Below are 15,320 nucleotides of genomic sequence, written 5' to 3' on the forward strand. Positions count from 1 at the left end.
GTCATAATTGCATTACATAACCTTATTTACAATTAAAGGAAATCGTGACATTTTTAATGCTGCCGAGTATAGAATTTTCATCGTAGAAGGATTGAATGAGCTTTAAAAGGGCTTTATTTATAAATTTAAAATACCGTTAAGGGCCTCCTACTGTTTGAGCTTATGGCGAGTTTAGGAGGGTTAGGTATTTTAAATTTATAAATATTAGCCCTTTTTAGCGAAATGAACGTCTTCCTAGATAAAAGTTTTATACGTCACCCAGCATTAAAAATGTCCTATTATTAATTTATGCTCCTACCTTATCAGATTGTAAAGCAGACCTTTCTTCAGGCTTCTTATTCTTTAAACTTCCAAAAACAAACCCTACTAAAGCACCTGCTAGCGCTGGAAGTATCCAGCCAAGCCCCTTAGAATAAAGAGGTAAAATATTAAGCATATCAAACTTTAATCCAAATTGTCCTAATGCATCTAAAATGCTAACAACGGAAGTAAATATCATAGTAAATAAATATACATAGTTATTGCCCTTGAATAAATCATTAGCAAATGCAAGCACCATAAGAACAATTGCCATTGGGTATATTGCCGTTAATGCTGGCACTGAAAATTTAAGTATTTGTGTAAGTCCTACATTTGCAAACATCATACTGGATACTGATAATATTGCAACCCAAGTTTTATATGAAACCTTTGGCATTAGTTTAGCAAAGTATTGACTGCAAGATGTTAAAAGTCCTACTGATGTTGTTAAGCAAGCAAGTGAAAATATTAATCCTAACACAACTGATCCATTTTGTCCAAATAAGTAAAATACTACATTTGTAAGTGTTTGAGCTCCATTTTCAGTTGCTCCAAATTTTGTCTGTGAAACAGCTCCTAAATAAGCAAGCATTCCATATATTATTGTTAAAAACAGACCCGCTATTGCTCCAGCTTTTATTGTATTTGATACAAGTGCTTTTTCTTCTGTTACTCCCATTTGTTTTAATGCAATAGAAATTACAATACCAAAATTAAGTGCTGCTATGGCATCCATTGTCATATATCCATCTAAGAATCCCTTAAGTAAAGGAAAATGTGCATACTCTCCACTTGGAACTGCAAATCCCCCTATAGGTTTAAACAAACTAAAAACAAATATACTTGCTATTAAAACTAATAATGCAGGTGTTAAGATTTTCCCAAATCTATCTACAAGTTTTGATGGTGACATACATAACCAAAAAGCTATTCCAAAATAAACTAAAGTATATATAAATAATGGCAATTTGCTACCTGTTAACGTAGTTGATAAAAACGGTGATATACCCATTTCAAAAGCTAAACTTGCCGCTCTAGGTATACCTAAGAAAGGTCCTATTGATAAATAAATTAAAAGAGTAAATGCAAGTGCAAAGCTAGGATGAACACGACTTGCTAATATATGAAGTCCACCTGCTTTGGCAACTACGGCAATTGCAAGTATTGGAAGTCCTACTGCTGAAAGTAAAAACCCTCCCATTGATACTAACATATTTGTTCCTGATAATTGTCCTAATTGTGGTGGAAATATTAAATTGCCTGCTCCAAAAAACATTGAAAAGATCATTAAACTTACAAATAATAAATTCTTTCTACCCATTTTTTCCATTTTAAAAACCCCCGATTTATATTTTTTAATTTATGATTACAGATTATAATATCAATATCGCTTTCCATAATCATGCCCCCTTTTATATTTTATTTTAAAAATAAAAAAACCCGTCCCCATATAAGGGACGAGTTATACTCGCGTTACCACCCTAGTTCCATAAATTAATATACAAAAAATTAATTTATAACACTCATCAACGTACATTATAATACGTGTTCCTTTTAACGGTGGACTACCTGCATCGCTTACTAAATAGTCTTCAGCTTTGCTTCTCAGAGATGATTTTCAACTATTCTTTGAACATTGGCTTTCAGCAAAATGCCAACTCTCTGTGGAACAATAAAATAGATTACTTTTTCTCTTCATAGAATTTACATATGTATTTAATTGACTTACATATTTTATATCATATATAGCCAAGCGTGTCAACGCTTAATTTTATTAAAATAAAAACTTATTAATATCATTATTTACTTCTACCTCTGAAAAAGCGATATTAGTTATTGTTATAGCATATGATGATATTTTATCAATAAATTCTTCTATTTCACTTAAAGTTTTAACAGATAGTTTAATTAAAAAACAACTATCCCCAGCAATTCTATAAGCCCATTCACTTCTTTTATACTCTTTTATAAATGTTTTAAATCTTTCATATTCTCCATTTTTCATAGTAACCTTTATTATACAATCGATAGTTAATCCAAGTTTTTTATTATTTATTTTAATTGTATATCCTTCAATTACTCCATAATCCTCAAGTCTTTTTACCCTCTCAGTAACAGATGGCGGTGAAAGATTAATTCGTTTTGATAATTCTCTAATTGATAATCTACTATTCTTTTGTAATTCTGATAAGATTAATATATCAATTTCATCAAATTTCATTTGTAATCATTCCTTCTTATAATCATTTCAATTGATATGTATATTGTTATATTATATCTCATATGAAATACAATACAAATTTTATTTTATATATAATATATTATACAAAATAAAATTTGTATTAATAAAGGAGAATTAGTATGGCAAAAATAGTTTTTTCACAGGAAGGTTCCACACCATTTCAACAATTACTAGGTCATAATAAAGATATATTAGAAAAATGGACTGCTTTAGAAAACAGCATATTTAATTCCGATACTTTTAGTAACGAACTGAAAGAAGAAGTTCGTCGTACTCTTGCATTTAATAACGGATGTCAATATTGTATGGCAAAAGGTAAGCCTTCTAGCAATATTTCTAATTCAAAAATTTTAACAGCTGTTAAATTTGCAGATATGTATTCTAAAAATATATCTTTTGCTAATACACATTTTAGTGCATTAAAAGAAGAGTTTGATGACAAAGAAATCTCCGAGCTTTTTGCATTAATATGTTTTGTAACAGCTTCCCAAAAATTTGGAGCATTACTTGATTTACAACCAAATTGTTCAATATAGAAATAGTACGACATTTTTAATGTTGAACAGGTCGTATGGAATTTGCATTTAGGAAAGCGTTCGCTACGCAAAAAAGCTCTAATATTTCTTCATTTCAAGGTGCCTAAGCCTTCTAAACTCGCCTATAGCTCAAACAGTAAAAGGCTTTATACGGCGCCTTAAAGTCAGAAATAAAGAGCTTTTAATTGCTTGCTCAATGCTTTCTACAATGCAAATTCCATACTTGTGTTCAACATTAAAAATATTCCTCATGCTCACTGACTGAAAGAAGGAATTTCGCTTTGGCGAAAGTTCCTTTTAATAAACTAATACTTGATAAAGGGCTGATAAGCCCGAAGACCGATAGGTCGGAAAATATCAATGATACAATTTTTTATTAAGAACCTCTTATCATACTCTCATATCTTTAATTTATAAATTAAATTTCCTCATTTATTTCGTATAAGTTCTTATAACTTCCCAGGCTGCCGCGCTAAAATATTTTAGAAATTCAGTTAGCTAAATTTCTTCCTTCAGCAGTTCACATGAAGAGCTTTTTAATGCTCTGGAGCATAGAATTTTCATCGTAGAAGCCATTGAATGAGCCTTAGAACGGCTTTATTTATAAATTCGAAATACCGCTAAGAGCCGCCTACTGTCTGAGCTGCAGCGAGTTTAGGCGGCTTAGGGATTTTAAATTTATAAATATTAGCAGCTCTTGGCGAAATGAACCGCCTTCTTAGATGAAAATTATATGCAAACCTGAGCATTAAAAACGTCGTAATATACTATTTAAATGTTACTAAATTCACTACTGCTTTATCATTAATTACAAATCCATTTTTAACTTCTGACTTATCTGTATCGAAGAATAAAATTTGCTTACTGTCCTGTGACCACTGTACAGCATTATACAAGGAGCTTACTAAGTTTATATCCTTTTTTATAAGAATTCTGCTTGTAAAGGAGTTACCATTTATCTTAGCAGCATAAAGATTCCATACCTCTTTGCCACCTTCATTTGCTCTATTTAAGTATACAACCTTAGTCTTATCAGGAGACACATAACAAGGAGATGAAAAAGAACCTTCCTTAGAATCTAAATGATTTATAACTTTATGAAATTCTTTCTTTTCCACATCATAAATATAGGTTCCATCTTCGTCATCTAAGATTCCCTCAAACAATATTCTCTTTCCCTCATCTAATACATAATACTCAACTGAAGGTATGCAGTTTTCTTTATAATTTGATTTTCCAAATTTATTACTGGTTCTATCTACATAAGAAAGTAGCATAACATCTTCAACTTTACCTGTCCTTGAATTTACCTTATATATTCCTTGCCTTCTTGGGTCACCTTTACCAGAACTGTTTTGTTTTTCTTCCCCTATAAAATATATTTCTTCTCCATTTTCACTATAAAAGCTTGGAATTGCGCTTATATACAAGTCATCACTTTTTACTTTTACAATTTTAGTTGTTCCCGTTTCAGTATTATAAAGTTCTAAATCTCCATCTTTATAGCCTATAAAGCACTTTGAATCCTCAGACCAATTGCCATGTTCCTCTTCTGCAATATTTACATCTTTTATAGCCTGAAAATTATCCTTTGTTAGATTATAATTATATACTTTAGATAAATCTTGAAAATTAAACTTAGTTCTATCAGGTGAAAGTCCTGATATTACTAGTCTAGTAGATATAAGTTTATCATTTGACTTTATAGGAGTTTTTTCAAGAGTATCCAATTTAACTTTATATACTTTACCATACATATCTTCATAGGCATTATTACTTTCATCGCTTGTCATTTTATTAGAATCTTTTGTATATTTTTTGTAAAATTCCTCCTTACTTAATCCAATTCCTGCTATGACTTCATTGTTACTTATGAATCCAAAACTTTCTGATAAACCTTGTATGTTTCCATAAGATTTTTTATCTGCTATTTCTAAAGGTTTATCATCTACTATTGAAATTTGTGAGTTATCTTCTGAAATGACCTTTGCACTGTTTGTAAAATCTTCTGCTTTAGCATTGAACATACGCTCTAAGATAAAAGTTCCTCCTATTAATACTACTGGTATTGCTATTTTTAAAATAGTTCCTCTGATATTTTTCTTCATTTAAATTCCTCCTTATACTTTAAATGATTTCGTTACATCTTCTTTGCACTTATATAATATCTGTTACCTTTTGCCATTAATTATCCTACTTATTGCCAAGTTGTAAACAAATACTAAATCACATTTGCTTTTAGAGGAATTTTTATAATAACTTTCGTGCCTTCGTTTAATTCACTATTAATATCTATAGTTCCGCTGTGCTTGTCCACTATATCCTTAACTATAACAAGTCCTAGTCCATTTCCACCTTTATCTCTAGTCATAATTTTACTTACCCTATAAAATGGCTCAAATATTTTATTTAGTTCTTCTTCAGGTATACCTTTTCCCCTATCTTTAATAACTATTTCAGCATAATCCTGCACTTTATCTAATGATACTTTTATACAAGACTTCAAATCTCCATATTTTATAGAATTATCTAAAACATTTATTATCATTCTTCTTATTTCATCACTATTCCCATGAATAAATATATTGTTTTCTAGCATAGTTTTAATTTCAATATCATATTTAGATGCCTTTAGCTTCATATCTTCGCATAAGCTAAATATAAGAGATGATAAATTTATGTCATCATTATATCGAACGCTGGATTGAACTTTGGACATATCTAAAATTTCTACCACCATATTGTGCATTCTATCTGATTCTTTTTTTATTCTTGTAGTTGTCTTTTTAAATATTTCTTCATCTTCTCTTCCCTCATCCATAAGCATTTGCGCATATCCACTTATTATAGTTAAAGGAGTTTTCATTTCATGAGTTGCATTATCAAAAAAGTATTTTCTATGTTTCTCAAGTCTTAATAAATTATCTCTATCATTTTCTATGGTTTTTATTTGTCCCTTTATTTTTTCTTGCATGAAATTAAAATTTTCTGTTAGCTCTCCTACCTCATCTGTTGTGTTTATTTTAATTGATTCATAATTTCCTAAAGCTATTTCTCTTGTTATTTCACTTAACTTTTTTATAGGGCTTATTATGCTGCTTGCTAGTGCAATAGATAGTAAAAAAGTTACTATAAAAACTATTATCATAAATAATTTTATATTATTTAAAAGTTCCTTACTCCAATTAAAAAGATGGGTGTAATCCTTTGAAAAACTTATTACTCCTAATAACTTATTGTTTAAATATAAGCTTCCAACAAACACAGCCTTATATTTATCTCCATCTTTTATAATACTATATAAAGATTTATTTTCTTTAGCTGTTTCAATAAGCTCCTCTACTTCCTTTGTGTATATATCATCTGATTTTTCCTCTCCATATTCCGTATCAAATAAAAATTCTCCCTTAGTATTATACATACTTACTCTGCCCTCAATTTTAGAGGATACTTGTAGCGCCATACTTTGAGCCTGTATTTTCATGTTTTCTTCATTTATATCTAATTTATTTTGCTTAATATAATTCGAAAGATAAAAATATATATCCCTTTGCTTATCATAAAGTTCTGATGCTATAATCTTTTCATTATTTTTAAAAGATACCTTATTTAAAAAGAAACTCAATAAATTGAAACTTATGCAAAATATTACTAAAAGTCCAATTAAAAATTTATACTTTATCGAAAACTTCACTAAGCTCTCTCCTTAATTTTATATTTCGTGATGCTAAAGCATTTTGTATCCAAGTCCAAACACTGTCTCTATTAAAGCATCGTCCTTTTCTACTCCAAGCTTTTTTCTAATTCTTTGAATGTGCACATCCACAGTTCTGCTTTCTCCTTCAAAATCAAACCCCCACACCTTTTCCAATAGCTTGTCCCGAGTAAAGACCACTTTTCTATTTTCTGCAAGTATCAAAAGTAATTCAAATTCCTTGGGCTTTAATCTCACCGCACTTTCGTTTTTATAAACCTCTCTACTATTTATAAAGATTTCAATATTATAAGGAAGTTTAATAGTTTCTTCCTTGATTTTTTCTACTGTAATTAAACCTTCCATTCGCCTTAATGCCACCTTTATTCTGACTAACACTTCCCTTATATCAAACGGCTTAGTAATATAATCATCTGCTCCAAGCTCCAGTCCTAATATTTTATCCACTATATCATTTTTAGCAGTAAGCATTATTATAGGAATTTTATATTTGCTAGATATGCTCCTGCACACATCATATCCACTTATATCAGGAAGCATTAAATCCAATAAAACTAAATCAAATTTTTTATCATTTATTAATTCCAGCGCCCTTTTCCCACATTCTGCTTCAAAAACTTCGTATCCTTCTTTCTTCAAATAATGAGTCAAAATGTCTGTTATTGCTTCTTCGTCTTCTACAACAAGTATTTTTTCCCTCATTTTCTCACCTTCTTGCCGTTATATTTAATGCTTTGCTCAAAGCAAAGCTTCCTTTAGCAGTTCAATGTGATATTCCAATGTTGATTTTTATTTATTTGTCCTTAGAAAGATTCCTAGAGTCTCTTAAATTCTTGACTAGGACGAAATAATAAAAAACAACATTGCACTAAATATCACTTTATATATTATCAACTATTTATTGCCAAGTTGTAAACATAGATATAATATTCGTTGGTATATTTACCACATAAAAAGCAAAAAATACATTTATGTTAATATACTTTGGGAGGATTTAATTATGGGAGATTTGTATTTTAGTGATAATCATTTTAATAAAACACACAAAAAAAGAAGAAAAAAATTTATATTTTTGCTTTCAATGACACTTATGATAACTTCTTTAGCATTTTTTACTTTTTCCTGTTCACCTAATTTACTTTCTAATAATAAAAATAACAAAAACACAAAAGTTGATCAGCCTCAAACTAATCCGCCAAACTTTACTGAACCCAAAGGAGCTCTATCTGTTCCTGAAGTAGTTAAAAAAGTAAGTCCTGCAGTGGTTAGTGTTTCTACAAAAAGTATCGTACGCCAGTGGGGCAGAGATTTTGGCGTTCAAGAAGGTATAGGATCCGGCTTTATAATAAATAACGAAGGATATGTACTTACAAATTATCATGTAATTTCGGGTGCTCAACAAGTGAGAATTATATTTAATGATGGCAAAGTGGTAAATGCTAAAATAATTAATTATGATTCAGCTCAAGACATAGCTGTAGTTAAAATAGATGGAAACGTAAAAGTTCCCGGAATTGTAGAACTTGGAGATTCAGATAAAGTAGAAGTTGGCGAAAGTGTAGTTGCCATAGGTAACCCTTTAGGTAAGGAATTTATAGGCACTGTAACTCGTGGAATAATTAGTGCTACAAATCGTGGTGTTGAAGTTGAAAAAGGAAGAACTCAAAGTTTTCTTCAAACGGATGCTGCTATAAATCCTGGTAACAGTGGCGGTCCCCTTATAAATACTTTAGGTCAAGTTATTGGAATAAATACTGCAAAAATTACTGAGCAAGGTGTAGAAGGAATAGGCTTTTCCATACCTATAAATACAGTAAAACAAAGGCTTACAGCGTTAACCAAACCAGTGCTTAAAATAGGTATTGGTGCCGTAGGTATAACAAATGAGATTTCTAAAAGTGAAGGTATTCCTACGGGAGTTTATGTTAAAGAAGTATCTCCTAAAAGCCCTGCTGAAAAAGCAGGTATCAAAGTAAATGATTTAATTACTAAATTTGATGGAAAAACTGTCACATCCATAGAAGAAATAAATGTCATAAAAGAAGCTCATAAAGCGGGCGATGTGGTTAAAGTTGAAATCTTGAGAAATAAAAAAAATATAACAGCAAACCTTACTTTAAGCGAGTAAATATAAAAAGTTGGCATTTTAGCCAACTTTTTTAAATTAATATTGAATTTCTTTTAATGTTAATCCCTTAGCTGGTGCTTTATTGCCTGCTTTTTCTCTGTCTTTTTCCATTAATATAGTTTCTACACTCTCTGCCATAAGTTTTCCTTCACCAACTTCTATAAGTGTTCCTGCTATAATTCTTACCATATTTAACAAAAATGAATTCCCATTTACTTCCATTTCTATTAATCCATCATTTTTGATTATATTTATGTAATTTATTGTTCTAACTGTTGATTTATTATTCTTAGCTTTTAAACTGGTAAAACTTTTAAAATCATGAGTTCCTATTAAATATTCAGCTGCCTTTTTCATTTGTTCTATATTTAATTCAACAGGTATATGATTTGTAAAATCTCTAGTAAATACATTATTATATTTATTGTTATCAATTCTATATACATAAGTTTTCGCCTTAACGTTATATCTTGCATGGAACCTGTCTTTTGCAAACCTTAGTTCCTTTATCACTATATCTTTTGGCAAATATTCTTCTAAATACTTTTCTATTTCATCTGTAGTAAGTGTACAATCAGTAAAAAAATTAGCTATATAGTTTTCTGCGTGAACTCCTGAATCAGTTCTTCCGCATCCTATAACATTTATTTCTTCTCCTGTCATCTTATTTAAAACATTTTCTATCTTTCCTTGTATGGTTTTAGCAGTGCTGTCCTTTTGATTTTGTTTCTGCCAACCATTATATCTTGTTCCATCATACTGAATTATCATTTTTATATTTCTCATACTTAATCCCCTTTTTCGATTTTCGTAACACTAGTATACCTTTAAATACTTTCTATTGCAAAACTTTATTAAATTTTTATTCTGCAGTAATTTGTGTGATATAATTAGGAAATAAATACAATATTTGTATAAATATATGCATTATATTAATAGCTAACATTAAGTTATTGAAGGAAGTGTAAAAATCATGAAAATAAGTAAGTACAATATTAAGGGAATAAATTTACTAAAAATAACAAATTTGCTAAAGGATATTTCTGATATAAATCAATATTTTAAGCAGCTTTCAGAATCATCTTTTATTTTTGCAAGTGAAACGTATTATTTTAGAATTAGTTCAGATTTATTATCTATAGTTTCTCTTAATTTTATTTCTGATAATGAATGTGAAATTGAAATAATTAGTGGTGGAGGAAAAGAAGGAATGCTATCTTTATCTTTAGGGGCTGAATCAAGCAGAATCAAGGATATATACAAACAATTAAATAAGATTTGTGAATCTAACTCATGGACTATTGAAATAGTTGAATGATAAAATTTAAAAGTAATTTTAAACGAATTAATGGGACTTCAAAGGAAGTTCCATTAAAAATATTATAGTCTGTTAAAAAATTTGTGTAAACTTCTTTAAAAAGTTTTAAATATTTTACACTCTCCTGAAAATCTTTAATTTATAATAGTGCATATAATGTAAAAAGAAATCCACTTTCGGCTTTCCTTATAAATTTGTTATCTCATCAACACTCCCACTTATTATATAGAGCTATTATACAATTTTAGTCGTCCAACAAAGAGTACATAGGATGTGTATTATTTATATTTCATACTTTTTCAATTTTTATGATTAGTTTGTATGATCTCTTTTTTTGTATATATAATTATTAATGCATCATTGACAAATATATCGCATGGTGATATATTTTATATATCATCACACGATATATTGGAGGTTGATATATTTGCATAACAATACACCTTTGACAGAAGCTTTATTTTATATCTTATTGGCTGTACGTACACCAAACCATGGATATGGTATTATTCAAGATATAAGTGAAATGACAGATAGAAGGGTAACATTAGGACCAGGAACCTTATATGGAGCTATTAATTCAATGCTTATAAAAGGATGGATTAGCTTGTATAGCGAGGATAAAGAATCTAGAAAGAAAAAGGAATACCTTATTACAAATACAGGAAAAGAAATATTTCAAAACGAAGTGAAAAGGTTAAATGAACTTATAAAAAATGCAAAAAAAATGGATGATTAGGGGGATGTGAATGCATGTTAAAATTCAAACTATATTATGACAAAGACGAAGAAGAAGATTGGTTGGAGAAAATGTGTTTAAATGGATGGGCATTCAAAAAATTCTTTCTTGGCTTTTATACTTTTGAAAAATGTGAGCCTGGAGAATACAATTATCAAATAGACTTGCTTGATAGTTGGAATGGTGAAAAAGATGACTATGCAGCTTTCATGGAGGATACAGGAGTAGAAGTCATAGCTCAATGGTGGAGATGGGTATATTTACGAAAAAAAGCATCAGATGTTCCTTTTGAAATGTATACAGATGTAGACTCAAAAATCGCTCATTACAATAAGATTAAGAACTTTTTCAAAGTTGCTCTTGTTATAGAAGTTATCTGTTTTTTTATGGAGCTTATGGTAACAATTAATACAGGTTACTATGTTTTTGGAATATTTACAGTATTACTTGCAATAATATCTTTAGCAATTTTAAAAATAGTTTGGAAATGTAAGTTGAAAATTGAACAATATAGACATGCAAAGGATATTTAATGATATAAGGAATGGAATTTATATGATACCTCATTTTCAATCCTCTCGTTGATACAATAAAAAAGAGTCTGTCAAGAAATTTGTGTAAACTTCTTTAAAAAATTTTATATATAGATATATATTTTGTTTATGGAGAGGATAAATTTTAAAGTTTATCCTCTTTTGTTTAGGTAATCATGACATATTAGTTGTAGTGTACAAGCTTGAACTGAAAAAGGGAGTAGGCTCTCGTGAGCCTACAGGCTGTGCAAGCTATATCATTCTTTCATCAAATATGTCTTCAAAATGTATCGATAGCTGCGCTAATATTTGAGACCATCCTCTTAAGTTTGGGGTCCATTTCTTAGCTACATCGTTTATATTTTAAGTCAACAATATGTAAATCTAATCTTGAAAAATATTGTATAATTCTTGATTTACATTTCTTCAACTGCAACTGTTATTTGTGTAATATAATCATTTTCATTTCTCGCAGCAACTTCGTCTATAAGATATTCCTCATAGGTGAATCCGTTCACCCTTAAGTGTTTTTTTTCAAGGAACTCTAACAGTTTATTATAAGTTTTATATGTAGTTTCATAACTTCCATGGTGATAAGCAACAGCATACATTCCCTTTAGCTTCACAGCAATTGAGGGAAGTATATTTTTATTGCTGGTTTTTGTGAAGAAATAGGAATAGTGAGTGTAGTTACCACTTATAATGTTCTCTTTACTAATCATTGTACCTATAAAAGAAATATCCTTTGGTTGAATACTGTTCATGAAGTTTTTGTATTCACACATCCACATTATATGATCCTTACTGTTTTCCTCATTCAGTAAAGTGCTACGAATCATATATTCCTCCTCCTGCTCTTCAACCATAAACTCATCACAAGGAGCATTTATTCCCTTATTTGTAAAAGAAATTGTTTCTTCTAGTAAGTACTTCATATAACCTAGCTTATTAATTTCTTTATTAATTTCAGAGATTTTTTGTTTGGATAATTCAAGCAACTGTTCAGGGGTTCTCTCATCAAGATATGTTTTTATTTCTTTTAAGGGAACCTTTAATTCTTTTAATATAAATATTATTAAAAAAACATCAATTTGATGATGGGAGTAATATCGGTATCCGTTTTCATCTGTGAAATCAGGACAAAGTAGCCCTATGTCATTATAGTGAAAAAGTGTCCTCTTATTCACACCGCAGAGCTTTGCAAATTCCCCAGTAGAAAAATAGTTCTGTAAATTTTTATTCATAATTTAACATCCCCTCTTGACTGTCTGGTTACGTTACACCTTATTATAAAATACATAGAAAACAAATGGAAGAAAGGATAATGTAATGGCGCTTATTATTGCAGCAACCATAATTGCTTTTCTGATGGTTGCCTTTCTATTAGCTAAAAGAGTTATTCCTTTGGCGAATAAAGTATCAGCAGAAGGATAATCCTTCTGCACTACAATTTAATTGGAGGGAGAAAATGTATGAATATTGAAATTAGAGAGGTTACAGAAGAGAACTTAAAAGACATTTTATCTTTGACTGTAAGTGAATCTCAAAAATCATATATAGAATCTACAAAACAATGTTTGGAAGATGCCATGGAATGCAGCTGCTACCAACCAGCAGGGCTTTATAGGGATGGAGCTTTAGTCGGATTTGCAATGTATGGACTTTTTCCACGGGAAGGTCAAAACGGGAGAGTGTGGCTTGATAGATACTTAATTGATGAACGCTTTCAAGGGCAAGGACTTGGAAGTATCATGTTAGAAGCATTAATAACACAACTTGTCAAGCTATATCATTGCGATAAAGTTTATCTAAGCCTTTATGATGACAATCAGCATGCTTTACATTTGTACCAGAAATTCGGATTTAAGTTTAATGGGGAATTGGATATTAATGAAGAAAAAGTGATGATAAAGGCATTATAATATTGAACCCATGTTAAAATCATTAGTCAGCTATTAGTAAAAATCATAATTGTTGCTTTTAATTACTTAATATCTACTCCCTTAGTTTACCAACTATAATGTTTATTCCTTAATTTCCATGTGATTTTTACTACAATAAAATAACCCCTGAGGCTATATACCTCAAGGGTTTATCAAAATATCCTATACAATTTTAGTAGTCCAATCCTCACAATTCCATATTTCTGTAACTATATCTCTATAGAATTCTGGTTCGTGAGATACTAGTAAAATTGATCCCTTATATTCCTTTAGGGCTCTCTTTAATTCATCTTTTGCGTCTACATCTAAGTGGTTGGTAGGTTCGTCTAGAATTAAAATATTAGTTTCGGTATTTAATATCTTACATAATCTAACCTTTGCAGCTTCCCCTCCAGATAGAACCATTATCTTTGATTCTAATTGCTTGGTTGTTAATCCACATTTTGCTAGAGCTGCTCTTATTTCATATTGGGTTTTACTTGGGAACTCATTCCACACTTCTTCTATACAAGTATTTGTGTTTCCTGACCTATCTTCTTGCTCAAAGTATCCAATATGCTGATAATCCCCAAGTTCTACTTCTCCAGATAGTGGCTTAACTATTCCAAGAAGACTCTTTAATAACGTTGATTTACCAAGACCATTAGCTCCAACCAAGGCTATCTTCTGTCCTCTTTCCATATAAAGATTTAATGGTTTAGTTAAGGGACTGTCATACCCTATTACTAAATCTTTAGTTTCAAATATCATCTTTCCTGAAGTTCTGGCAATTTTAAAATTAAATTCTGGCTTTGGTTTTTCTTTTACTAGCTCTATAACTTCCATTTTATCTAGTTTCTTTTGTCTTGATTTAGCCATATTTGCAGTGGCAACATTAGCCTTATTTCTTGCAACGAAGTCTTCAAGCCTTTCAATTTCCTTTTGCTGCTTTTCAAAAGCTGCTTCTAGTCTCTTTTTATTTGCTTCATACAATCTCATAAATTCATCATAATCTCCAACATATCTTGTAAGCTTTCTTTCTTCCACATGATATATTAAGTTAACTACTGAATTTAAAAATGGTATATCGTGAGATATTAGTATGAATGCATTTTCATATTTATCCAAATATCTCTTAAGCCATTCTATATGCTCTTCATCTAGGTAGTTAGTAGGCTCATCTAAAAGTAATATATCTGGATTTTGAAGTAACAACTTTGCAAGAAGGATCTTTGTTCTTTGTCCACCTGATAAATCAGCTACATCTCTATCTAATCCTAGATCTAAAAGTCCTAGCCCCTTTGCAACTTCATCTACTTTAGCATCTATTGTGTAAAATCCATTATTATCTAATAAATCTTGAATTACTGCTGTTCTCTCAAGCATTTTTTCTAATTCTTCTGGCTCTACATCACCCATTTTTTCATATAAAGAATTCATTTCTTTTTCCAAATCAAATAGATATCTAAAAGCATCTCTTAGGGCATCCCTAATACTTTCACCTTTAGTTAATGCTGCATGTTGATCCATATATCCAACTCTAACATTATTTGACCAAATTACTTTACCCTCATCTGGCATAAGTTTATTTGTTACTATATTCATAAAGGTAGACTTACCTTCTCCATTGGCACCAATTAGTCCAACATGCTCTCCTTTTAATAATCTAAAAGACACATCCTCAAATATAGCTCTATCACCAAAACCATGATTTATATTTTTAACTGTTAATATACTCATAATTTGCTCCTTTACTCTAAAAAATTCATCATATTTAGTCTAAATGGCAGAGTATTTGATGTCAAGAAGAAAATAATGCTGAAACTCCTACAAAAATAAGGAAAGATTGCAAATGTAATTTACACATTTACAATCTTTCTATATTTA

Annotated in this window: 14 protein-coding genes and 1 other annotated feature; of the genes, 6 read left to right on the forward strand and 8 right to left on the reverse strand. The window is 30.0% G+C overall.

What is annotated here, in order from left to right; all coding sequences use genetic code 11:
* Positions 1-286: 286 nt before the first annotated feature.
* Together brnQ and CRN98_RS07770 are read right to left on the reverse strand one after the other, a co-directional pair.
* A complete protein-coding gene (brnQ, locus tag CRN98_RS07765; RefSeq protein WP_097026862.1) occupies positions 287-1,630 on the reverse strand; it encodes a branched-chain amino acid transport system II carrier protein in 1,344 nt (447 codons plus the stop codon).
* A 120-nt stretch (positions 1,631-1,750) separates the two neighbouring features.
* Positions 1,751-2,008: a binding site (T-box leader), on the reverse strand.
* 66 nt (positions 2,009-2,074) lie between these two features.
* A complete protein-coding gene (locus CRN98_RS07770; protein WP_097026863.1) occupies positions 2,075-2,521 on the reverse strand; it encodes an Lrp/AsnC family transcriptional regulator in 447 nt (148 codons plus the stop codon).
* 140 nt (positions 2,522-2,661) lie between these two features.
* On the opposite strand from CRN98_RS07770, the gene CRN98_RS07775 reads away from it, so the two are divergent.
* Entirely contained in the window at positions 2,662-3,078 is a 417-nt protein-coding gene (locus tag CRN98_RS07775) for a carboxymuconolactone decarboxylase family protein (protein ID WP_097026864.1), read from the forward strand.
* Positions 3,079-3,845: 767 nt separating this feature from the next.
* Here CRN98_RS07775 and CRN98_RS07780 read toward each other — a convergent pair.
* From CRN98_RS07780 to CRN98_RS07790, 3 genes are all read right to left on the reverse strand, one after another.
* Positions 3,846-5,186, reverse strand: coding sequence for a TolB-like translocation protein (locus tag CRN98_RS07780; RefSeq protein ID WP_097026865.1), 1,341 nt, complete (start codon positions 5,184-5,186; stop codon positions 3,846-3,848).
* Positions 5,187-5,299: 113 nt separating this feature from the next.
* Complete coding sequence (locus CRN98_RS07785; RefSeq protein WP_097026866.1) at positions 5,300-6,772, reverse strand: sensor histidine kinase; 1,473 nt, start codon at positions 6,770-6,772, stop codon at positions 5,300-5,302.
* A gap of 33 nt (positions 6,773-6,805) precedes the next feature.
* Positions 6,806-7,495, reverse strand: coding sequence for a response regulator transcription factor (locus tag CRN98_RS07790; protein WP_097026867.1), 690 nt, complete (start codon positions 7,493-7,495; stop codon positions 6,806-6,808).
* A 298-nt stretch (positions 7,496-7,793) separates the two neighbouring features.
* On the opposite strand from CRN98_RS07790, the gene CRN98_RS07795 reads away from it, so the two are divergent.
* Positions 7,794-8,921 (forward strand): S1C family serine protease, encoded by a 1,128-nt coding sequence (locus tag CRN98_RS07795; RefSeq protein ID WP_097026868.1) that lies wholly within the window; start codon positions 7,794-7,796, stop codon positions 8,919-8,921.
* Positions 8,922-8,957: 36 nt separating this feature from the next.
* On the opposite strand, the gene truA is transcribed toward CRN98_RS07795, so the two are convergent.
* Entirely contained in the window at positions 8,958-9,707 is a 750-nt protein-coding gene (truA, locus tag CRN98_RS07800; RefSeq protein WP_097026869.1) for a tRNA pseudouridine(38-40) synthase TruA, read from the reverse strand.
* 187 nt (positions 9,708-9,894) lie between these two features.
* Here truA and CRN98_RS07805 point away from each other — a divergent pair, with 187 nt between their 5' ends.
* From CRN98_RS07805 to CRN98_RS07815, 3 genes are all read left to right on the forward strand, one after another.
* Positions 9,895-10,239, forward strand: a complete 345-nt coding sequence (locus tag CRN98_RS07805) for a hypothetical protein (protein WP_097026870.1) — start codon at positions 9,895-9,897, stop codon at positions 10,237-10,239.
* A 427-nt stretch (positions 10,240-10,666) separates the two neighbouring features.
* Positions 10,667-10,978: a PadR family transcriptional regulator gene (locus CRN98_RS07810; RefSeq protein WP_097026871.1), complete on the forward strand. Its 312-nt coding sequence runs from the start codon at positions 10,667-10,669 to the stop codon at positions 10,976-10,978.
* Positions 10,979-10,992: 14 nt separating this feature from the next.
* Positions 10,993-11,511, forward strand: a complete 519-nt coding sequence (locus CRN98_RS07815) for a DUF2812 domain-containing protein (RefSeq protein ID WP_097026872.1) — start codon at positions 10,993-10,995, stop codon at positions 11,509-11,511.
* 416 nt (positions 11,512-11,927) lie between these two features.
* Here CRN98_RS07815 and CRN98_RS07820 read toward each other — a convergent pair whose 3' ends face one another.
* A complete protein-coding gene (locus CRN98_RS07820) occupies positions 11,928-12,755 on the reverse strand; it encodes a MerR family transcriptional regulator (protein WP_097026873.1) in 828 nt (275 codons plus the stop codon).
* 228 nt (positions 12,756-12,983) lie between these two features.
* Between CRN98_RS07820 and CRN98_RS07825 the strand changes: the two genes are divergently transcribed.
* Positions 12,984-13,433: a GNAT family N-acetyltransferase gene (locus CRN98_RS07825; RefSeq protein ID WP_097026874.1), complete on the forward strand. Its 450-nt coding sequence runs from the start codon at positions 12,984-12,986 to the stop codon at positions 13,431-13,433.
* Between the two features lie 183 nt (positions 13,434-13,616).
* On the opposite strand, the gene CRN98_RS07830 is transcribed toward CRN98_RS07825, so the two are convergent.
* Complete coding sequence (locus tag CRN98_RS07830) at positions 13,617-15,173, reverse strand: ABC-F family ATP-binding cassette domain-containing protein (protein WP_097026875.1); 1,557 nt, start codon at positions 15,171-15,173, stop codon at positions 13,617-13,619.
* Positions 15,174-15,320 lie beyond the last annotated feature (147 nt).

This window comes from Clostridium peptidivorans, from assembly GCF_900205925.1.
Taxonomy (GTDB): Bacteria; Bacillota; Clostridia; order Clostridiales; family Clostridiaceae; genus Clostridium_AK; species Clostridium_AK peptidivorans.